Origin of the sequence: Nostoc sp. DedQUE05 (assembly GCF_034530955.1) — a bacterium.
Lineage (GTDB): Bacteria > Cyanobacteriota > Cyanobacteriia > Cyanobacteriales > Nostocaceae > Nostoc.
Map to the genome: position 1 here is coordinate 163,753 of NZ_JAVRCB010000012.1, position 20,861 is coordinate 184,613.

The 20,861-nt window shown below is 42.0% G+C and carries 19 protein-coding genes; 8 read left to right on the forward strand and 11 right to left on the reverse strand.

The features are described from left to right. Positions 1–111: 111 nt before the first annotated feature. Entirely contained in the window at positions 112–1,881 is a 1,770-nt protein-coding gene (pyk, locus tag RMZ42_RS11415; RefSeq protein ID WP_322671537.1) for a pyruvate kinase, read from the forward strand. Between the two features lie 158 nt (positions 1,882–2,039). Here pyk and RMZ42_RS11420 read toward each other — a convergent pair whose 3' ends face one another. Next, entirely contained in the window at positions 2,040–3,821 is a 1,782-nt protein-coding gene (locus tag RMZ42_RS11420) for a M61 family metallopeptidase (protein WP_322671538.1), read from the reverse strand. A 426-nt stretch (positions 3,822–4,247) separates the two neighbouring features. On the opposite strand from RMZ42_RS11420, the gene RMZ42_RS11425 reads away from it, so the two are divergent. Together RMZ42_RS11425 and RMZ42_RS11430 are read left to right on the forward strand one after the other, a co-directional pair. Beyond that, positions 4,248–5,249, forward strand: a complete 1,002-nt coding sequence (locus RMZ42_RS11425; RefSeq protein WP_322671539.1) for a MoxR family ATPase — start codon at positions 4,248–4,250, stop codon at positions 5,247–5,249. Continuing rightward, a complete protein-coding gene (locus RMZ42_RS11430; protein ID WP_322671540.1) occupies positions 5,246–5,968 on the forward strand; it encodes a DUF2201 family putative metallopeptidase in 723 nt (240 codons plus the stop codon). Before RMZ42_RS11425 ends, RMZ42_RS11430 begins: the two co-directional genes overlap by 4 nt. A gap of 22 nt (positions 5,969–5,990) precedes the next feature. Here the strand turns inward: RMZ42_RS11430 and RMZ42_RS11435 are convergent, their stop codons facing one another. The 6 genes from RMZ42_RS11435 to RMZ42_RS11460 form a co-directional block, all read right to left on the reverse strand. Continuing rightward, positions 5,991–8,030 (reverse strand): hypothetical protein, encoded by a 2,040-nt coding sequence (locus tag RMZ42_RS11435; protein WP_322671541.1) that lies wholly within the window; start codon positions 8,028–8,030, stop codon positions 5,991–5,993. Between the two features lie 109 nt (positions 8,031–8,139). Then, on the reverse strand, positions 8,140–8,823 hold the full coding sequence (locus tag RMZ42_RS11440; protein WP_322671542.1) for a Crp/Fnr family transcriptional regulator: 684 nt from the start codon (positions 8,821–8,823) through the stop codon (positions 8,140–8,142). Between the two features lie 189 nt (positions 8,824–9,012). Next, positions 9,013–10,281: a pilus assembly protein PilB gene (locus RMZ42_RS11445; RefSeq protein WP_322671543.1), complete on the reverse strand. Its 1,269-nt coding sequence runs from the start codon at positions 10,279–10,281 to the stop codon at positions 9,013–9,015. Positions 10,282–10,549: 268 nt separating this feature from the next. Next, positions 10,550–11,737, reverse strand: a complete 1,188-nt coding sequence (locus tag RMZ42_RS11450) for a HetZ-related protein 2 (protein ID WP_322671544.1) — start codon at positions 11,735–11,737, stop codon at positions 10,550–10,552. A gap of 1,111 nt (positions 11,738–12,848) precedes the next feature. Then, positions 12,849–13,196: a carbon dioxide-concentrating mechanism protein CcmK gene (locus RMZ42_RS11455; protein ID WP_012409276.1), complete on the reverse strand. Its 348-nt coding sequence runs from the start codon at positions 13,194–13,196 to the stop codon at positions 12,849–12,851. 81 nt (positions 13,197–13,277) lie between these two features. Then, positions 13,278–13,589: a BMC domain-containing protein gene (locus RMZ42_RS11460; protein WP_322671545.1), complete on the reverse strand. Its 312-nt coding sequence runs from the start codon at positions 13,587–13,589 to the stop codon at positions 13,278–13,280. A 377-nt stretch (positions 13,590–13,966) separates the two neighbouring features. On the opposite strand from RMZ42_RS11460, the gene RMZ42_RS11465 reads away from it, so the two are divergent. Beyond that, positions 13,967–14,860, forward strand: a complete 894-nt coding sequence (locus RMZ42_RS11465; RefSeq protein WP_322671546.1) for an alpha/beta hydrolase — start codon at positions 13,967–13,969, stop codon at positions 14,858–14,860. A 360-nt stretch (positions 14,861–15,220) separates the two neighbouring features. Here RMZ42_RS11465 and RMZ42_RS11470 read toward each other — a convergent pair whose 3' ends face one another. From RMZ42_RS11470 to RMZ42_RS11480, 3 genes are read right to left on the reverse strand one after another with little or no spacing between them, the layout of a single operon-like run. After that, complete coding sequence (locus RMZ42_RS11470; protein WP_322671547.1) at positions 15,221–15,610, reverse strand: tautomerase family protein; 390 nt, start codon at positions 15,608–15,610, stop codon at positions 15,221–15,223. Positions 15,611–15,638: 28 nt separating this feature from the next. Then, a complete protein-coding gene (locus RMZ42_RS11475; protein WP_322671548.1) occupies positions 15,639–16,280 on the reverse strand; it encodes a hypothetical protein in 642 nt (213 codons plus the stop codon). A 2-nt stretch (positions 16,281–16,282) separates the two neighbouring features. Continuing rightward, positions 16,283–16,915, reverse strand: coding sequence for a ParA family protein (locus tag RMZ42_RS11480; RefSeq protein WP_322671549.1), 633 nt, complete (start codon positions 16,913–16,915; stop codon positions 16,283–16,285). On the opposite strand from RMZ42_RS11480, the gene RMZ42_RS11485 reads away from it, so the two are divergent. The 4 genes from RMZ42_RS11485 (at position 16,902) to RMZ42_RS11500 (ending at position 19,876) form a co-directional block, all read left to right on the forward strand. Then, positions 16,902–17,096 (forward strand): hypothetical protein, encoded by a 195-nt coding sequence (locus tag RMZ42_RS11485; protein WP_322671550.1) that lies wholly within the window; start codon positions 16,902–16,904, stop codon positions 17,094–17,096. The genes RMZ42_RS11480 and RMZ42_RS11485 overlap by 14 nt on opposite strands. A gap of 83 nt (positions 17,097–17,179) precedes the next feature. Beyond that, entirely contained in the window at positions 17,180–18,571 is a 1,392-nt protein-coding gene (locus tag RMZ42_RS11490) for a cytochrome P450 (protein WP_322671551.1), read from the forward strand. Between the two features lie 51 nt (positions 18,572–18,622). Beyond that, positions 18,623–19,396 carry a hypothetical protein gene (locus tag RMZ42_RS11495; protein ID WP_322671552.1) on the forward strand — a complete coding sequence of 258 codons (774 nt, stop codon included), beginning with the start codon at positions 18,623–18,625 and terminating at the stop codon, positions 19,394–19,396. 72 nt (positions 19,397–19,468) lie between these two features. After that, positions 19,469–19,876 carry a transcriptional regulator gene (locus tag RMZ42_RS11500; RefSeq protein WP_322671553.1) on the forward strand — a complete coding sequence of 136 codons (408 nt, stop codon included), beginning with the start codon at positions 19,469–19,471 and terminating at the stop codon, positions 19,874–19,876. Between the two features lie 199 nt (positions 19,877–20,075). Here RMZ42_RS11500 and RMZ42_RS11505 read toward each other — a convergent pair whose 3' ends face one another. Further along, a complete protein-coding gene (locus RMZ42_RS11505; protein ID WP_416211809.1) occupies positions 20,076–20,861 on the reverse strand; it encodes an exonuclease in 786 nt (261 codons plus the stop codon).

Genomic DNA, 20,861 nt, shown 5'->3' on the forward strand with positions numbered 1-20,861 from the left:
CCCATAAACCCTCATCTAACTGCTTATATCTAATTGATATAGCAGTGACTGAAAAGGAGATGCCACTTAAGTTACGATGACTTCCCAGATAGCTCCCTAACTTCAGCCCTTATGCAATTACGAGATTCTCTGCGCCGGACAAAAATTGTCGCTACTATTGGGCCCGCCACTAGCAGTCCTGAAATACTCAAGGCGATTATTGAAGCGGGAGCCACGACGCTGCGGCTAAACTTCTCCCACGGAACTCATGCCGACCATCAGCGTAGTATTCGCTTAATTCGGCAAACTGCCTTTGAACTAAATCAGCCAGTGGCTATTCTCCAAGACTTGCAGGGCCCAAAAATTCGTTTGGGGAAGTTTGATAACGGATCTATAGTTTTGGCAAAAGGCGATCGCTTCACCTTGACAAATCGTCCAGTAGTAGGCACGCAGGAAATTAGTTGCGTCACCTACGATTATTTAGCTGAAGAAGTACCGGTTGGAGCAAAAATTCTCCTCGACGATGGACGAGTAGAAATGCTGGTGGAGGAAATAAACCGGGACAAAGGTGATTTGCATTGTCGCGTCACCGTACCTGGTAAACTTTCTAACAACAAAGGCGTAAACTTTCCCGGCGTTTACCTGTCAATTAAGGCAATGACCGACAAAGACCGAGAGGATCTAATGTTTGGTCTAGATCAGGGTGTCGATTGGGTGGCACTTTCCTTTGTCCGCAATCCCCAGGACATGATCGAAATTAAAGAACTAATTTCTAGTACAGGCAAGCAAGTGCCGGTGGTTGCCAAAATTGAAAAGCATGAAGCCATCGAACAAATGGAAGCGGTTCTGGCTTTGTGTGATGGCGTGATGGTTGCCAGAGGCGACTTAGGGGTGGAATTGCCAGCAGAAGATGTTCCGGTACTCCAAAAGCGGCTAATTGCGACAGCAAATCGCTTGGGGATTCCCATCATCACTGCTACTCAGATGTTAGATAGCATGGTGAGCAATCCCCGTCCCACTCGCGCTGAAGTTTCGGATGTGGCAAACGCGATTTTAGACGGCACAGACGCGGTGATGCTCTCCAATGAAACCGCTGTGGGTAGCTTCCCTGTAGAAGCAGTGGCGACGATGGCACGAATTGCCGAACGTATGGAGCAGGAAGAAGCCCAACACTTAAACTTACGTTCTTTGAGAGATTCCCGCCGCTCCATTCCCAATGCGATTAGTCAAGCTGTTGGTCAAATTGCCGAGCAACTAGGTGCAGCAGCAATTATGACCCTAACGCAAACTGGGGCAACAGCTCGCAATGTCTCTAAGTTTCGTCCTCACACACCAATTTTGGCAGTGACACCCCATGTAAATGTGGCGCGGCAGCTACAGATGGTGTGGGGAGTCAAACCGTTGTTGGTACTAGGATTACCTTCTACTGGTCAGACATTTCAAGCTGCGATTAACGTGGCTCAGGAACTTCAGTTACTGTCCCAAGGAGATTTAGTAGTGATGACCGCTGGTACACTCCAGGGGATTTCTGGCTCTACAGATTTGATTAAGGTAGAGGTGGTAACGGCAGTACTAGGTCACGGAATTGGACTGGGACAAGGTTCAGTAAGTGGTCGCGCACGGGTAGCTAGTACTGGTATGGATGTGAGTAACTTTAATCCCGGAGATATTTTGGTTGCACCCCGCACTAGTGCCGATTTTGTTGAGGCAATTCGGAAAGCTGCCGGGATTATTACTGAAGATGAAAGTCTTACAAGTCACGCAGCAGTGATTGGCTTGCGTCTCGGTGTACCAGTCATTGTCGGCGTGAAGCAGGCAACGCAGGCGATTCGGGATGGAGCGATTATAACGCTAGATTTGCAACGGGGTTTGATTTACTCTGGGGCGGTGAGAACGGCTTAGAAGTGGCGAAGAAGCAGGGGAGCAGGGGAGCAGGGGAGCAGGGGAGCAGAGGAGCAGGGGAGCAGGGGAGCAGGGGAGAAGTTCAGTAAGTTTTTCCCCTCTGCCTCTTCTGCCAATGCCCTATGCCCCATGCCCCATGCATGCCCCATGCCCCTTAATTAAACAGTTGCGATCGCAGCCCCAAGCCATCCAGCAAAGTTTTGTTGCTGGGTGGAGTTAGGATAATCAACAGGCTTCACCTGATATCGAATGGGGCGTGGTAATGCGAGGGTGATGGAATAGGTACGCAGTTCGTCTTGGTGGAAAACTGCTACTTGAATGGTATCGTTTGGTTGGTAATCTTTGAGGCGATCGCTTAAGCCACCTGCCGTTACCTTAATCCCATCAATTGCTAACAACTCATCACCTGCATCGATTCCCCCTACTTGTGCAGGTGAACCAATTTCTACAAACTTAACGATCTCCCGCCCATTTTCTGTATTTATTCTCACGCCCAGGTAAGGTTCTTCTTGCTGTTCGGCTACTAACTGCAAACCAAAGGGTTCTAAATACTGATTGAAAGGCAAATCCTCAGTACTATCAATGTAGCGTTTAAAGAAATCAGTCAAATCGATTCCGGCAACAGATTCGATAACTTCCTGCAACTGTTCTGGGGTATAGCCGATTTCATCTTGCCCAAATTGCTGCCACATTTTCAGCATCACGTCATCAAGGGAGCGCTGATTGTTGTGAGTAGAGCGAATCAGCAAATCTAGCAGCAACGATACCATTTCTCCTTTTAAATAGTAAGAAATTTGGGAATTACCGCTATTGGCATCCGGGCGATAAAGTTTTATCCAAGCATCAAAACTCGACTCGGAAACGGGTTGTACCTTCCGCCCCGGTGTAGTTTCATATCTGGTAATTTCCTTACCCAAGTTATTCAAATACGACTGAACATCAAAAATTCCTGCCCGCAAAGGAATCAACAAGTCATAGTAACTAGTAGTACCCTCACAAAACCATAATGATGGGGTGTAATTTTCTTGGTCGTAATCAAAAACCTCTAATGCTTTTGGGCGAATACGCTTCACATTCCACAAGTGAAAAAATTCGTGTGCTACCAATTGCATAAAGCGATCGTATTTTTCCTGAGCGCGAAATCCAAAACGCTGGTAAATTAAGGAGCAAGAGTCTTTATGCTCCAAACCGCCAAAAGCTTGGCTAAATAAATGTAGCAGAAACACATATCGTTGATATGGTAAACCGCCGAACATCTGTGCTTCTACTTGAATAATTTTTTGGATATCAGCAATCATTTGCTGAACTTGGTAATTACCTTGTCCCCAGATTGCCAATTCATGAGGTTTTCCTAATACCTCAAATTTATACAATTGGTGGGAACCAATCTCAAAAGGAGTATCCACCAGAGTATCAAAATCGCTAGCCAAGAAAGTATTCGTTTCCTCAGCAACGGGTGGTAAGGCAGTAGTTACCTGCCATTTTGGCTGTGGTGGTACGATAGTGACGCGAATGGGTTGCTTATCCCAGCCAGGTATTCTAAAAAATAGTGCCGCACCGTTAAAATAACCGTGAGTGATATCTAAGTGATTTGTTCGTACCGATAGCTCATTCGCAAAAATGCGGTAACGTACAGTTAATTCTGAAACATCTATTTTGTCTATCTGCCAATGATTTTTACCAAGCTTACGCCAAGTTAAAGGCTTATTCTCTGCAAAAGCCTCAAAATCTTGTAAATTCTTGGCGTATTCTCGGACTAAATAGGAACCTGGTGTCCAAACGGGCAATTTTAAATCAAGAATCGGTAAGGGATAATCGACAAGGTGTAAAGTCACCTCAAACAGATGGGTTTCTGGTTGAGGCATAGCCACCAGGTAATGAATCATTGGCCCAGTTCCCTCGATGTAGGTATTGGGACGAGTTGCTGTTGCTTCAGTCATCTTGTTTGCTGAGATAATTGTTAATAGGCTACGAGATGCAGTGCGATCGCACTGCATCTCGTAGAAAAGACAGTATTGTAAGTTTTGACTCCACGTATAAATCCGCTTGTTCTCAAATAAAGATTACACTTTATTTCTTTTGCATAACTAATATACTACTTATGCATTGTACATAATTACTACAGGCTATTTGAGTATTTCAGCCATATTTAGCAGTCTGCGATGTCTACAATGAGCTACGCCAACGCACCAAAAATCCTTACTGGCGGAGATTCTCTGATTAGAAAACCCATTTGTAATAAAACACTTTTAAAATCTAGTTTCTAGGTTATACCTGGAAATGCTCAAATATAATACCCGTATCCTTTACTTCTCGTTAGAAGCCGAGGTTCTATCTTCTGAGCTTTGACCGAAAAGCGAAAATCCATGACACCTTCCGATCTAAAAGCATATTTAGACAACCTGATCCGTAAAAACTTGCAAATTAGTACGATGATTTGGGGGCCTCCTGGCATTGGCAAATCCAGCATTGTCGGACAGATAGCTCAAGAGTATGATATCGACTTTGTGGATGTGCGCCTCAGTCAACTTGCGCCCACCGATTTGCGCGGTTTACCCGTTGCTGAAGATGGTATCTCCAAGTGGTATCCACCAGAATTCCTCCCTCGTGACGGTAAAGGCATCTTGTTTTTAGATGAACTAAATATGGCACCGCCAGCAATGCAGGGAGTCGCTCAACAGTTGATTTTAGATCGAAAAGTCGGCTCTTACGTTGTACCATCAGGTTGGTTTGTCTGGGCTGCTGGCAACCGCAAAGAAGACCGTGCAGCTGTATTTGATATGCCTACGCCTTTAGCAAACAGGTTTTTACATCTAGAGGCACAACCTGATTTTGATAGCTTCAAAGCTTATGCCTTAGAAACAGGCGTACACGAGCAAATAATAGCCTTTCTTTCCTTCCGTCCTACATTGTTGCACAAAATCGATCCCCCGCAACCCGCTTGGCCTTCACCTCGTTCTTGGGAAATGGCAAGCGTCCTACACCACGCAGAATTAGATATCACTCCGGCGGTGGGGGTTGCTAGTGCGACTGAGTTTCAGGCTTTTATTCAGCTTTACAAAACACTACCGAATCTGACACCTATTTTAGAAGGTAAAGGCGATCGCATTCCTTGGCCTCAAGAACCAAGTACCAAGTATGCCACAGCAATTGGTTTAACAGTGCGTGCTGCTGACGCAAATCAAGCTTACAACGCTTTTATTTGGCTAAGTCAAGTCGCAACAGCCGAATGGGTGCAGTTGTTTGCTGTGGATTTATTTCGAGTTATGCGGAGTAAAGGACATCTGGGTGTTTTGGCGCAATTAGTCCAGAAAGACCCAAAATTACAGCAGTTTCTAAAAGATTTTCAACAGCTAATGGGTTTATGAATAATGAAAATAGCTCCCGGATTATCAGTGCTTCAGTGCTGCGTTTGCGGATGAAGTCGCCATTTTTCGCTACTTTGGCTTTGTTTGCTCGTTTTGTTCCTTCACCACAAATACCAATAGCTGCCACTGACGGTAAAGATATCTTTTTTAATCCAGAGTATTTGCTTTCTTTACCCACACCTCAACAGGACGGGCTGCTACTGCATGAAGTGTTACACGCTGCACTGCTTCATGTGCTGCGCCGGGGTGTGCGCGAAGCCGAATTGTGGAATATTGCCGCAGATATTGTAGTCAATGGCATTATTAGCCAACAGAGTGTATTTGAACTGCCTCCGGGAAGATTGCGAGAACCTAAACTAGAGCATTTGAGTGTAGAAGAAATTTATGAATTACTATTAAAGAATACTAATGAGTCCGTAAAACTACTGCATCCCGATCTACTCAATGAAGCCCCTTTTAATGCCTCATCCTTTTCAGATGTGACTAACAAGGACACCAAAAATCAGGCAGGAGAGACTCAGGAAACAGGAAAGACAGCACACCCTAACAACTTTGCCCGTCCGGCTGCTGAAACTTCTTCCACAAACAGCGATAGTCTGTCAGAAGCGAGAAAAGCAGCATTAGAGACACACTGGCGCAATGCTTTGCAACAAGCTGCTGTTATTGCTCGTACATTTTTGCCTCAGTTTTGGGATGTTTTTTTATTTGGAAGTCCCTAAATCTTCTGCTGCGAATATAGGATTAAGAGAGATCCTGCAATGTAGCTTTTGCTGCTGCTCGAACCAACTGATTGCCGTCTTTTGCCAGCTGATTGAGGATTTTTTGAGCAGCTTGTGGATTTTGAGCCACAGCTAATCGTTCCAACCAGTAAATAGAAAGGCTTTTTTCCTGTAGTAATTCCTGAGAAATCTGGGGTTGAAGTAGGGCAATAAAACGAACCCAAAAAGACTCGGACTTGGCATAGTAATTGATTACCCTAGCCTTGCTATCAGGATGACGAGATAGAAAATCAGGATTCAGTTTCAAGTAATCTGTTGCATATTCCCCGCAAAGAGTACGTTCCACTGCTTCTTTTGGTAAACTGGGATTCACCATTGCCTTTTCATGCACTGCACTAGATGATTTCTCAACCGCTAGTTCTTCTAAAGTCTCAGGCGACAGGTTAATTTTTGAAGCGGTATGCATCCGAACTGTACTATCTTCGTCTCTGGCTAATTTTTCCAAGGCGCTGGTTGGTGTATTCGCGTTTTGAGCTACAGCCTGACGCACCTTAACCTCTGTTGCTTCAGTAAGTTGTGCCAATATATGAGCAGGTAAATCAACGCGACGAGCTAAAAACAGACGAGTCGCCTCTCCTCCCTCGCTTACTAATCTCTGCAAAATGGTTTCTAGGTGGCTGGTACTTTCTTCATTTAGGATATTTAAGATACTCTTCACCTGGGGGGAGTGATATTGTTCTCTTGACATTTGATAAGCTATTGTATCGCTTAACGATGCGTCTCTAGCAAATAGCTTAAACAGAAGACTTAATGGTGTATTCGGATTTTGGGCAACCTCCTGCCGAACTGTAGAAGAGTCATCATCAGCCAACTGTTCTAAAATATTCACTGGTGCGTTGGGGTTTTTAGCCACCCATTCACGAACTTGTGAGTTAACGCTTTTGGAGAATTCTAAAAGCAGTTCGGACGGTGTATTTGGGTGTTGGCAGACAGTCTGGGGGTCTTTTTCTGCTAACTTTTCCAACACATGGGGGGGAGTTTTCGGGTTTTTTCTGACTGTTTCAGCAGTATATTCCCCTTGTTGTTCTCCTATTGCTCTAGTAGCAGCCTCAGCAACATTTCTCTCTGTATCGTTTCCTAGATATTGAAGTACAGTTAGGGGTGTGTTGGGATTTTCAGCGACGCTAATACGAACTTTTTTATCTCGATCTTTGCTCAAACTCTCCAAAACATCACTAGGTGTATTTAGATTGCGAGCAAGAAAGATTCGAGGTTCTCCTGCTTCCTGTTTGCTTGCCAATTTTCGTAAAGCTTCTGCGGAAGTATTGGGATTTTGGGCAACTCCATTCCGTGTATAACCATCAGTATGATTGGCTAAATGTTTGAGAATACTGGCAGAGGTAGCAGGAGAATAAGCAATCCTCCTACACAAATAATGCTCATAGATTGGCTCCCTTACCCAACATTCAACAATAAATTCTGGGATAAAGCAAATTTGAGCGGGGACAACAAGATCGTAAGCAAAAACATTGCGATCGCAAGAGATGGCTCCTTGAATTACCTCTTTAACTTTTTGCTCGTATCCCTCTGTTAATTCACCAGCTAAATTGATGTGTAAACGAGCAGATTCGACAATATAAGAATCGTTGATTTGATTTAACCGATTGAAAACTACTTTTTGAGTTTGGACGTTGTTAACTAGCGCTAGTAGTTGTACTTTGTAATCTGACTTATCTGCTAATTTTTCTAGAATAGACACAGGAACATTTTCTAGCCTAAGAATGCTTCGTAAGGTAGGTAAGGGAATTTCTGCAACTAGATTAAGATTTTCAAAAAGCAGTAATGGGAACACGGGGTTATCTAGCAATTGGGACGGAAATTCTGCTCCCAAACGCAACAGGACATCAACTGGGGTGTTAGGATTACCTGCAACCAACTGACGGGTTTGTTGGTCGCTAGATAATCCTAATTCGCGCAACAGTTCAGGGTCAGTACTAGGTTCTGCTGCTACTAATTGTGCCTGTGTGACGTTTTTTGTCAGGGGTGGAATGGTGTCATCCATTGGACTAATTTCGTGAAGTACCTACACCTCTAATAAGTAAGTCAACCGAAGCATCTTATCGGTTGACTTACTTAATACCAAAATTTGTATCGCTGAATAAATAAAACAATTACACTTTGCCAGCCAAGTTCATCAACTGTTTGAAGTTCACAAGATAAGTGATGTTGTTGGCGCTATCAATTTTGATCCACCCTTTTTCATGCAGCTTTTCCATGATTTTGGTGGTTTCTTCAACGCCGATTTCTGTCACCTCTGCTAAATCTTTAAAGGGAATGTTAAAAATTTCTTTTCCTAAGTCTGATTCCTGACCATAACTTTCGCCTAAACTCACTAGGGTATGGGCGAGTTTGACTGCTGGTGGTGAAGACCGCATTTGTAGGCGCAGGTTAATTTGTCGCAATCGCCGCACCATCAGTTGCAACATCCGGTGATGTAACTGCGGGTCTTTAAACAGTATTTGAATAAACCGCTCTCTGGAGATACTAAGCAATTTCACTGATGAAAGGGCAATGACATCGGTTGAGCGTGGAGATTCATCCAAAATTGCCATTTCTCCAAAAAAATCGCCACGACCAAAAATTGCCAGAGCTACTGAATCGTCCCCGACGGTACGCCGGACTTTGACCCAACCAGAAACCACGAAGTAAACGGCGTTACCCCAGGCATCTTCCATCACAACGGCTCGCCCAGATGGATATTCATGTTCAATTGCAACGTTAAGTAGCCATTCCAATGTCTGTGGATTGGCTGTACTCATTAAGGGGAAAAGTTCACTAAAAACCTCAGTTAGCATGAAATATTTGCAACAATAGGATTCAAGAGCGGGTAACTAACTTTGCTACTATTAAGTTTGTCTAAACCGTAATCTTACTCAGAATACGATCGCAAAATTTGTATTTATTTAGAGATGAATCTCTAAGCTTTATCAGTCTAGGATTCCATTACAACATAACAATTATGTATGCGAACGAAATCAGCGTTTTCACCTACTGACTGATGATTTACTCTTTGTTGGTAGATTGCTATCTAGTGCCAGTATTTTGATCTGTTGGTCTAAATTTTTCACTAATTGATTCAGGGCAACTAAAGCCTCTAATTGCTGAGAATCAAGGCTAGGATTCAGTAAAAGTTGTTCTTGTAGTTCATGTAACTTAATGCTTAGTTGTTGAGAAATTCCTAAAGCATCGCGGCCTATACGCGTCAATTGTTGTTGTTGATAGAATTTTAATGCTGCTCCCCGCAATACTTGGAGTGTTGCCTCTTCGCCGTAGATTCCCGGCATGACTCGCAAGCGTAATAATAAGCGGTTTTTTTGATACACGTATTCCTTTTCTACCTGTTTTGGTTCTGCAAGCGTGGTTACAGGTAGGGAAGCAAACCGCTTTAATTCATTCAATACTCCTTGAAAAACTGAGAGCGGCAGTTTGTCTAATACAGACTGCAAAACTCCATTGTCACTCCACAATATTCTGCCTTCGTAAGCTTGTCTTTCTAAGTACAGCCGACCAATTCCCCCAGCAAAAATTCGCCCTAGTAATTCTTCTAGTAATTTTTTTGGTGGCAGTGTTGTTAGCAACTCAATCGGATTCAGTAGTTGGGAAGCTTGTGTGGGAAAAATAGGTAAATTGTTTGATGATGTGGGTTCAGAATACTCTCCCGATTGAGTTCTAGAAATAGGGGTGAAGAATGTCGTAGTTTGAGATGATTGGTCTAGCTCTGGGATAGGAGGCAAGTCTACCCGCTGTCCAGAATTTTGGCGCTTTTGTGTCTGAAACACCGTCAATACTGGTTGTTGATTTGATTCTGAGTCGGCATCTAGAGAAGGACTGGGTATGTCAGTAATCGTAGCTGGGCTATTTGTTGGGGGAAAGTCCACTGTTGGCTGATGCAGTTGTTGGGCATCTAGCTGGGATATATTCTTATGATTGAGGTAGGCTGATAGTATTCTGCGGTGAGCATCGGCTGCGATCGCCTCAATCACCATTGTGCAATTGATATAAGACAAAATGCGACCAACATAATCTAGGGCTTCGCTCTCTTCTGGATAAACCATACCTAGCAAGAGGTTTTTGTCTTCTAATCTAAAGGGTAAAATCTGGTGGTAGAGGCAAGCTTCAAAGGACAAAAGATGATCGATTAGGTGGAACATTTGTTCGCAATCGCCTTCTTGCTCCCACCTAGTTTGAGCGGCAGTTGGCATTTGCTGTCCATTTGCTACGGTATCATTTAGTTCGCCCTTTGAAGACAACATAGATTTGATTCGTTGGTGTTTACTTATATTTTGCCTCTAATTCAATAGGTAGTTAATAAAGATACTTTGTTAAATTGTTAAAATTCCAATTATATATACTTAAGTAAATGTAAGTAAAGTATGAATTTTAGATTAGGGACTGGGGATAATACTGAAGATTGGGCATTGGGCATTGGGCATTGGGCATTGGGCATTGGGTATTAATTATTCTCCCCTCTTTCCCTGCTTCCCACTCCCCACTTCCCTATGCTCCATTTTCCACTACAGGCTACTCTTGGGTTCTTAAAGCTTGGGCTGCAAGATAGACTTTCGTCCATTCGCCTAGCACTTGATGGGTTTTGAGTTTTAACTGTTCGGCTATGGCTTCTATTGAATTACCTGCTCTGCGCAAATCTAAGATTTGCCGCCCTAGAGGAGTCAATTTTTCATCAAGTTGCTGCCATTGGTTTTGGGTTAATCCCAAGTTATGTTCTTGCAAGGAAATTGAGAGCCAGTTGTCTACGAGTTCTGGATTGCCTTTGAGGGCAAAAACACGTACAGCATGGTAACTAATTTTTTCTCGCAAACGGTAGACTTCTTTAGTCTGCTTATTCAGTTTTTTGGCGATCTCTTCTTGGGACTTACCTTGTAGATACAACCGTAGCCATTCCACTGCTTCTGTGCCAAGATTTTCTTGTAAATAATTTTCAAATTCTTTTTGTACTGACTGGCGCAGTCCCTGTTGTTCCTCTAGTTGTTGTGCTTCAATATATTCTGCGATCGCCTGACTATCGACTAAGTTAACTCGATTGTCACTGTCGTCTGTAAGAACTTCTTCTGAGACTAGGCGAACCAAATCACGCCCTGGCACTTGGGTTAAACCACCGCGCTGAGTGCGACGCAAATAATTTACAAATCGATAAGCTAATAGGGGTTGATTCCTTACTGGCCGCAAACAATATTCTTCTAAACTAGCAAATAGCAGAGCATCTCCCAATCGTCTATCACTTGTATATTTGGCAATATCAGCCATTTGCTGTTGCATCTGGCTGTCGTTTTGCAGTAATTCTTGGAGTACTTCTTGTAATACATCCATTACACTACGCTGGCGATCGCGGCTGAGGGAAACCCAAGTCTGAATTTTATTCCGTAATGTTACTAAACTCCCCAATCGGGTTATCAAGTTGCGATAAGCACGTTCTCGCCCCAACCCCAAGTAGCGTTGACGTAAAATCCTCCAGCGATATTCCATCGCTTGCTTGGCGATATCTAGTTCTTTAGGATTATACAGATCGAACCGTTTTGAGTCAGATCCCAGCAGCCAGAGAATAATGCTTTGCCTTGCGGCTTCATTTTGGTCTGGACATTCCACAGCCAAGCGCTTTTGCCAATCTAGAGCCAGTTTTTCCACATCTATTGTCATAATGAGATTGCATTCCTCGAAACTCAATTTTGAAGTTTGCATTACAACCCCCATTCGTCCCACCTAATTGTTTAACTGGCAGCTGCCCCAGATTTCATGAGTTTCATGAAAATAGCTCAGTGATTCTACTTTTATTACGTCTAGATTCACTAAAATTATGCAGAAATTTCTACATTGATGTTTTACTTTTACTTTAAAAAGTCCAAACCTACTATGTATCAAGCATTTGGGGCATTCTGCCAATTTAAATTTTTTGTAAAGTTATGTTTTTTTAGTTGAGAACAGAAATCTGCTTAAAGTGTGGAGGATACACCTTTCACAAAATGGATCGGGTAAATCTGACATTTTGTAACAGATCCGAGGAACGAATCTAATTTAACTCAAAGTTGGACGTTATTCCACTAGTATAAGTTTCGACTCTGTACAAACCCTTACGTCATATAATATTTAGTTTAATCTCAATATACTTAGAGGTTGTTTGAAAAGTCGCAAAGTATACTACAAACCCCACTTCCAAACCTCTCCCCGTTGGCGTTAGCCTGCCGTTAGGCAAGCGGAGAGAGGCTTTGAAACCCGCATTCCCTTGTAGGGAAGGGGGGCTAGGGGGGTTAGGTTTCTGAGACTTAAATGTTACCAAAAATACTTTTTAAACATCCTCTTAGTGTTGATGAGATTTTGCCTTGGAAGATTCCCTAATCCCTCTGAAAAAATTGGCTGAATTCCCTACTTTTGAAAGAGGATCGGGCTTTCACTGAATCGTATTAAGTTATGTTTTGTAAAATTTGTTGATTTAATTAAGTGTATATACGGTAATTAGCGCTTCAAAGGATTTTTGGAAATTTGTTGTATAAAATGATAGCAGGGATTTATAAGTAAATTTATCTTTTTTAAACTAGCTTCAGTCACAACTACACCTTTCATATTGGTAAGTTATTCTTAAAGCTTTTATATTTCTAAAAATGAACAGTCAACAGTCAATATTGGTTTTGACTATTGACTCTGACTGTTGCTTTCTTTCTGCTTCAAAATTCAACTTATGCAAAATCTAAAAACAGAAGGAATGTAATCCTCTAAAGTTTTGATAGTCAGAAGCCTGACAAAAAACTTCTCTTTAAATTCATTTATGGGAAGTTTTTGTTTTGAATTCCCCCGCAGGAAGTTAAATCTATCGATTGTTCGATCTAACAATGGGATTTTCTACAGATTCTCGATAACCTTGGACTTGTTCTGTATAAGCAATTGGTAGAACAGCTTCAACGTTTTCATGGGGACGAGGAATAATCACCCAAGATTCAAGTGTACCGCCGTAAACATTTTCTGCGGCTTCAACACCGGCAGCCATAGCGGCTTTTACTTCAGAAACATCACCACGAATATTAACTGTAAAACGAGCGCTACCTACTCTGATATAACCAACAAGGGTAACTCGACCAGCTTTTACCATAGCATCTGCTGCTGCTAGCACCGCAGGAAAACCTTTAGTTTCAAGTGCTCCAACTGCCTGTAATGACATTATTAATCTCCTGTATGAACAAACTGGGGGCTACAAGTTAATTGTACGAAGCTTCGCTACAGATTTTGATAGCAAAATTGCTTAGAAGATGCGGAAAGGTTCTGATTCTTCGGTGAAATGGATTGGTAATATGGTTTCGACATTTTCTGGGGGATTGGGAACGATGTAGTAGGTAATTACTGTACCAGCTTTTACTTCCTCACCCGCTACGATTCCGGCTTCAATAGCTCTATTTACTTCAGAAACCTGTCCCCGGACGGCGACTAACAAGCGAGCGCTTTCCGCTTGACCATAATACACAATTGTAACTGCGGCAGCTTTGACCATTGCATCTGCTGCTGCTAAGACACTCGGAAAACCTAAAGTTTCAATTACGCCAACCGCCATTGGCATGGCATTAGCTCCTGGATTAAGGGATAAGCGATTTTAATTGTACGTGGCTTTAGTCCCAATTTTGACATTTTGGGAAACTTTCTTTGATGCCATATTTTTTGGGGGAGTAGAGACGCGATTAATCATGTCTGTTGGGAGTTAGAATATTTTGATAGTCCCTGCCTTATGTTTTATATATATATTACAAATAATACTTCAGCATCTTAGGTTGTGTAACTTTATTGTTTAACAAAATTAGTTATGGGTGGAAGCAAACTAGTACCGCAAGGCAGAATTAAAAATTAAAAATTAAAAATGAATACAGCATAAGCATTTCATTGATTTGGAATGGGTGGTTTATTTCCACCGTGTTGTACTAGTACGATAAACTGAAATTTATGTTTCCGAATTTTCTTCCTACGGCAGTTGGGCAACTTACAGAACCTACTTCGATCGCACTAGCTCGGAGTATTCAAACAACTGCGATCGCTACTCCTTTAACTAATCAAGCAGTTACCACAACATTTGTCAAGCAAGGGTGTGGTGGAACTCCAATTTTATTAATTCACGGCTTTGACAGTTCTGTATTAGAATTTCGGCGGCTTTTGCCACTACTTTCTGAAGATAATGAAACTTGGGCAGTGGATTTGTTGGGTTTTGGGTTTACAGATAGACTTTCAGGAATTGCCTATAGCCCAATTGCAATTAAAACCCATCTTTATTATTTCTGGAAAAGCCTAATTAACCAACCTGTAATTTTAGTAGGCGCTTCGATGGGCGGTGCCACAGCGATTGATTTTACATTGGCTTACCCAGAAGCGGTAAAAAAGCTGGTGTTAATTGACAGTGCGGGGTTAGCGGGTGGTTCGCCATTGAGCAAATTCATGTTTCCCCCATTAGATTATTTAGCAACTCAGTTTTTGAGTAATATGAAGGTGCGCGATCGCGTTTCTCGCATTGGATACAAAAATCAAACTCTTGCCTCTATCGATGCGTTATATTGTGGAGCATTACATTTACAAATGCCGAGTTGGCATCAAGCTTTGATTTCTTTCACTAAAAGTGGTGGTTACAGTGCTTTTAGATTCACAGCCATATCAAAAATTGTGCAACAAACACTAATTTTGTGGGGCGATTCTGATAAAATTTTGGGTATTAAGGATGCCATGAGATTTAAAAGGGCAATTCCACACAGTACTCTTAAGTGGATTCAAGATTGTGGTCATCTCCCACACTTGGAACAACCACAAATAACTGCCCAGCATATTTTAGATTTTCGAGTTGAAAGATAGCCCAACTTTCAATAATTTTTCTCTAACGCCGATTTAGAAAGTTTTTCATCTGTTGCTAATGGCTTCTGTCATAGCTACTATTTTTATCTTTAATTGTGTTATACCAATTCAATTAATGATTGCAACACATCCTTGGGGAAAGACGCGATGAATCGCTTCTCTACAGACGATCTATTTGTCGCATTTTTTTTCAAATTGGTATTACTTTTACAGAATTTTAGGAAACTCTGTAGCTATGATCGCAAACCTGTTTTGTAAAAAGATAGCAGTTTATTACTTAGTAGGTAGACATGAGATTTTTATATGAGTAAATCAGATTAGTATGGGCATCACAATACATGCCTTACAAGCTCAAAAGATTTATACTTGCACTTGGTAATTTAGGTTTAATTCATCTCCTGTTGTTCCCCGGATACCCCAGTTGTGTTTTGGGGTTTCTGTAATCGTGATTTCTATATCTATAGGTGCAATTGCAACTTGTTCAGATAAGCAAGAAAACAACAACCTAATTAGTTTCTTTTTCGTTTCAATAGTGCGTCCCTCAAACATACTAATCTCAATGATGATGTATTTCTCTGAACGTCCTAAAGGGTAGATGAAATCATCGGTTTCTAGAGGAAAGAACCGATGGACACGCTTATCTTGAGGATATACTAGAGCTTCAACAACACAAGAATGAATTGCGTCAGAAATGGCACTGCGATAATGACGGATAAATGAAGCAGTGCCATAGATTTTGATTTGTACCATTAACCTTTAACTGAGTGATGAACTGACTCTAGTCAAGTAACCACATCTCATTAGAACTATCAGGATACTCATTCGGCTGATTTTGTGGTTGATTTTGAGCGAGTGTTTCTGATGACCGATGTGATTTTTTGTAGTTAAGTGGATTGTAGTGGTCTTTTACTGGTCTGATCGCGCTAGTTTCTTTGACAACAAGTTTAGATTTCTCTTGTACTTTTTGTTCTACTTTTGGCTCTGCTTTTTGTTTTAAAGAATTAATTTCTTCTATAAGCAGGGAATTTGCTTCTGCAAGTTGCAGTGCTGTTTTTTTGGTCTCATCAAGTTCTTTTGTTAGCTGTTCTAGTAATGATTTTTGTTCTGATACAAATGTTTTTTGTTTAGATAATTTTGATTGCAAATCAGCGACTTCTTGTTCAAGAGATGCTTCTTTTTTGTGGCTTGTTTCTAGATTACTTGTCAACTCTTTGACATTTGCTTCTAAATCAGCTTTAGTGGGACTTGTGCGCTTAGTAGAAGTTGGCTCAAGTGTTTGTGCTGACGATTCCTCATCAGATGCAGCCTGTTCTTCGGCTATTTTTTCGGCTGTAACCTCGATCGCAGATTCACCTTCTGGGGGTGTAAATTTTTGCGCCTCTTCTTGTAGTAAGTCAGAGAGACTTTGTTTCCTAGCCATTATTATTTTCTCCAATCACGCTGTAATTCATCAGCTGCACGGCGGTAGTCTAATTCCGCCTCCCGTGCATTTCCGCCTCGCCATTGAGTAATCGCTACACCTTCAAGTGCTGCTCGTTCATGAGCTTTATAGGCACGGATAAAGGTATTACAAGTAGGAATACCTAAGCGAGTCAGAGTGTTTTTTGCTTCTTGTGCTTCCCCCAGACTGCGCGTATCGACTTTGGTGAGCAATACCCGATGGGGGGTTCCCACAGGGATGACGGCTTCCTTGACTGTTTCCACGAGGATTGCTAAATCCATTGCAGATGGGGGTGTCGGCAAAACTAGATAATCTGCGATCGCAACTACCGCCACTAATGCTTCAGAGCGTAGCGCGGGAGGTGTATCCACCACTACTAAATCGTAACCTGTTATCTTTGCTAAATCACCTAAAAGTGCGGGATCTGTTTCTTGAGATAAATCAAATCCCATTCCCTGCTGACTGCGCCCAAACCACCAACTGGCAGAACCTTGAATATCTGCATCAATCAGCAGCACCTTTTTTTTCTTCGCAAAGTTTGCAGCCAGATTGACTGCGGTAGTCGTTTTACCGACTCCTCCTTTACCGTTGAGAATAGCGATGATTTTTGGCACTGCTTACTTCCGATGCTGCCTTTTGTTAGCGGTAGCGGGGCGTTTAGCCCGTGCTGAGTTAGGAGTGCTGAGTGCTGAGTTAGAAGTAGAGACGCGATTAACCCTTGTCTGTACAAGAGTTATTATTATCCTCTTTGTCTTCTTTTTCAGTCCCCAGCTTCCAGTTTCTAGTCCCCAATGATGAATATACCGCTTTCTGTAACCCTAAGTAACATGAAAAGTCGTAACAATAAAATTCAGAAGCCATTAACTCCCTAAAATTCTATGACAACAACTTACAATTTACCCGATGGGCCTCAAATGCCGCGCTGGCTGAGGATGATCAAGTTTATTACTCAGCCAGTGAAATATGTGGATGATTTTGCCCAAATCTACGGTGACACTTTCACGATCAAGAGTAATCGCTCTGATAACCATCTAGTATATTTTAGTCAACCCCAAGCACTTGAGCAGATTTTTACTGCTGATTCTAGGCATTTTGAGGTTGGCAGGGGGAACATCGGACTAAAATTTTTACTTGGCGATCGCTCTTTTATGTTAGCGGATGGCGATCGCCACCAGAGGCAACGGCAATTATTAGCTCCTCCCTTTCATGGCGAAAGAATGCGGGCTTACGGTGAGGAAATTCGGGAAATCACCCGACAGGTGACTAATGAATGGCAAATTGGCAAGCCTTTTAAGATCCGTGAGTCGATGCAAGAAATTACCTTGCGTGTTATTTTACGGGTTGTATTTGGTTTGAATGATGGAGAACTGTTTGAGGAACTGAGGCGATCGCTAAGTGACTTATTAGACTTCATCACTTCGCCCATAATGTCCAGCGCCTTCTTTTTCCAGTTCATGCAAAAAGATTTCGGTGTGTGGAGTCCGTGGGGTTGGGTTCTGCAACAACGGCAAAAAATCGATCGACTAATTTATGCTTTGCTTCGAGAACGTCGGGAGCAAGCCGATCAAAATCGCCAAGATATCCTAAGTTTGATGATGGCGGCTCGTTATGACGATGGTCAAGGGATGTCAGATGAAGAATTACACGACGAGTTAATGACGCTGCTAGTTGCAGGACATGAAACTACCGCTTCGGCATTGACATGGGCTTTTTACTGGATTGATCGTTTACCAGAGGTGCGTGAGAAGTTGTTACAGGAACTCAACACCATTGGAGTTAACCACGATTTGAATAGTGTAGGTAAATTGCCCTATTTGTCAGCAGTTTGCCAAGAGACATTGAGACTTTACCCAATTGTCATGACTGCTTTCCCGCGGATAGTGAAGACCCCAATTACAATTATGGGCTACGAACTGCGAGAGGGAACGGTAATAATCCCCAGTATTTATTTAGCGCATCATCGGGAAGAAGTTTACCCACAATCCAAGCAGTTCAAACCAGAACGCTTTTTAGGAAGACAATATTCACCTTATGAATATTTACCTTTTGGTGGCGGTAATCGTCGCTGTATTGGGATGGCATTTGCTCTGTATGAAATGAAAATTGTCTTGGCAACTGTTTTATCAGAATTTCAAGTTTCGCTAGTGAATAAACGTCCCGTGCGTCCTGTGCGCCGTGGGTTAACTTTAGCTGCACCAGCCGGAATGCGGATGGTTGCAACACCTCAAGTTAAGCGTGCGAATACAATTGCTGCCTCTAGTTTAAGTTGATTTACTTAAGTGAAGCTATATTGAAAGCGATCGCTTTGATTCTCTAACAATATGGACACACGAAATAATAGCTGGGATGACTATTGTGTAAGTTACTTAGCAGCACGGGGAACTGATTTAGCTGATAAAACTCTGAAAAATTTATGGTCTGAGACTGGGCAGCGTTTTTTAAGTGCATCTGAAGAAGATATCAATTGGTTTATCCAAGCACTTAGAGATGAACAACGTAAATTATTTGTTGTCTTCATGGTCAACAAAGTTACTAAATCTGCTCCCAAGCGCCTTAAAGAAAGGCTGTTTTCCCCTCTCATCCGCGCTGCTGTCTATGAAATAAATCCCAGCTTTAATCGTTCATTCGTAGAACCATGTGTTATTGCTTTCGGTCATCGTCTTGTCAATGAAGCTTTGCTAGAATTTGTTGAGCATGGGTCAAATTTCGAGAAAGCAGGGGCGGTAAACGCACTGTATTGGGCACAGGTTCCCTTGCGCTTTGATAGAGAAGTTCCTAGCTTTAGTAAAGAGTACGCAACACCAGAATCACAGGCAGTTTATGATGCCTTAGCTGATATTCAGCTATGCAAGCGCTGCCTGTTTCTTAGAGAGTTCGTTAAAAATTCTAGCATCGAAGTACGCCGCAGTATTATTCCTAGTCTTGTACTAGATCCATTGCTTTATCCCGATGAACTTAGACATCTTATACCAGAAGCAATTGCGATCGCTAAAACTCATTCGGATAGTTATATTCGTCATCGGATAGAGGTGCAGTTAGGAACACAAAGTCTACTCCAGGCATTACCCCCGCGAAATCCCAACTATCAAACCTGAAAATTTACCTTGAATCACTTTCAAGGAGGTTGATTTTATTGTTTATTAGTGAGTTGTTCATAAGAATACAAAATGATCCCTAAAACACCTGTTAATAAAAGGTATATTGAATTACTCAAATCATTTCCTCCTCGTCCCGTAACTTCCGAGGAAGAATTGCTGGCTACGCAAGAAGTCATTGATTCCTTAATTGATAAAGTTGAATTAACACCAGATGAACAAGATTATCTCAATGTTTTAGGTACTCTGGTTTACGAGTATGAACAAAAACATCATTCTATACCTGATATTCATGGTGTAGAATTACTTCAAGCAATGATTGCCGAATTTGGTTTGCGACAGAAAGACTTAATTCCTATCTTTAAAACTGAGTCTATTGTATCTGAAGTCTTGAGTGGACAGCGCAAGCTAACAGTTAATCACATTAGCAAACTTGCAGAGTTTTTTCACATTTCGCCAGCTACTTTTTTTGAATCATAAGAGGAAAAAATTTACAAATTCTCATCGCATTCCAACTTTACAGCAAGGCAACTGATGTAGCAAGATGCATTTAAGTTCCTTTCGTCCCACATCTCGAAGTGGGTAGGAGGCAATGCATGATTAGCAGTATTTCTTTAACGACGATCGCAGCAATTTAAATCAAGCCACTTACCGCATCTTTGAACCAGAATCCCACTCATCAACTCCAAACACTTCTGCGTTCCCAATATTCGGCGACTCTTTTTTCCCATTGCTGCCAGTAATCTTTAATTGCTGCTGGTTCAAACCAAAATACCTCAGCTGGCATCTCTGGAATTGCGACTACCAACAAAGCATGATTTAGCTGAATACCATAATCTCGATAATAGTTGTTAATTGCTCCAATGTATGCTGTAAGTTGTAGTGGATGTTCGTATAAATGCTCGATTGAACCTTTAGGTTTGTCTGCTGTTTTCCACTCGCAAATACAAGGGATGCCTCGATAACTGGCAATACAATCAACTTTGCCAGAATAGCTCAAATCGTAATGAAAAACGGAGCCTTCTACGAGTTTCACTGTGTCGATTTCTGCTAAAACTGGCTGAATACTTTCCCAATAAGGGCGACTGGCTTCTGGACAAACAGGATTTTGTCCAAGGAGGTAGCGCTCAATTTGTTTGTGTGTTTGGGTTCCCCGACGACTGGCGTTTGTAGATATGCGGGTGGCTTCTTCTGTTCCAACACGCGCTTTCCAATTTAATAATCTGTCTCTGTCTGCTTGGGGTTTGGTGACATTAAGTATTGTGGTGACGCTAGGGAAGCGGTTTCCCTTAGCATCTACATAATATTGTTTACCATTTTCTCTGAGGGATTTACTGTTAATTTGAGGTAGCAGTTGGGTATTAAATTGCATTTGTAATTCGTAATTAATTGCGTTGTTACCCCCCTTAGTCCCCCCTTGTAAAGGCAGGGCTGTTTCATCCCACAAGGGCAAGAAGTTTGTCAA

Coding starts and splice junctions, on each gene's coding strand:
- RMZ42_RS11440 (WP_322671542.1), bottom strand. CDS start 8,823: ATGCTAACTGAGGTTTTTAGTGAACTTTTCCCCTTAATGAGTACAGCC.
- RMZ42_RS11425 (WP_322671539.1), top strand. CDS start 4,248: ATGACACCTTCCGATCTAAAAGCATATTTAGACAACCTGATCCGTAAA.
- RMZ42_RS11475 (WP_322671548.1), bottom strand. CDS start 16,280: ATGGCTAGGAAACAAAGTCTCTCTGACTTACTACAAGAAGAGGCGCAA.
- RMZ42_RS11430 (WP_322671540.1), top strand. CDS start 5,246: ATGAATAATGAAAATAGCTCCCGGATTATCAGTGCTTCAGTGCTGCGT.
- RMZ42_RS11445 (WP_322671543.1), bottom strand. CDS start 10,281: ATGTTGTCTTCAAAGGGCGAACTAAATGATACCGTAGCAAATGGACAG.
- pyk (WP_322671537.1), top strand. CDS start 112: ATGCAATTACGAGATTCTCTGCGCCGGACAAAAATTGTCGCTACTATT.
- RMZ42_RS11435 (WP_322671541.1), bottom strand. CDS start 8,030: ATGGATGACACCATTCCACCCCTGACAAAAAACGTCACACAGGCACAA.
- RMZ42_RS11465 (WP_322671546.1), top strand. CDS start 13,967: ATGTTTCCGAATTTTCTTCCTACGGCAGTTGGGCAACTTACAGAACCT.
- RMZ42_RS11420 (WP_322671538.1), bottom strand. CDS start 3,821: ATGACTGAAGCAACAGCAACTCGTCCCAATACCTACATCGAGGGAACT.
- RMZ42_RS11470 (WP_322671547.1), bottom strand. CDS start 15,610: ATGGTACAAATCAAAATCTATGGCACTGCTTCATTTATCCGTCATTAT.
- RMZ42_RS11460 (WP_322671545.1), bottom strand. CDS start 13,589: ATGCCAATGGCGGTTGGCGTAATTGAAACTTTAGGTTTTCCGAGTGTC.
- RMZ42_RS11495 (WP_322671552.1), top strand. CDS start 18,623: ATGGACACACGAAATAATAGCTGGGATGACTATTGTGTAAGTTACTTA.
- RMZ42_RS11490 (WP_322671551.1), top strand. CDS start 17,180: ATGACAACAACTTACAATTTACCCGATGGGCCTCAAATGCCGCGCTGG.
- RMZ42_RS11450 (WP_322671544.1), bottom strand. CDS start 11,737: ATGGGGGTTGTAATGCAAACTTCAAAATTGAGTTTCGAGGAATGCAAT.
- RMZ42_RS11500 (WP_322671553.1), top strand. CDS start 19,469: ATGATCCCTAAAACACCTGTTAATAAAAGGTATATTGAATTACTCAAA.
- RMZ42_RS11485 (WP_322671550.1), top strand. CDS start 16,902: ATGATTTTTGGCACTGCTTACTTCCGATGCTGCCTTTTGTTAGCGGTA.
- RMZ42_RS11455 (WP_012409276.1), bottom strand. CDS start 13,196: ATGTCATTACAGGCAGTTGGAGCACTTGAAACTAAAGGTTTTCCTGCG.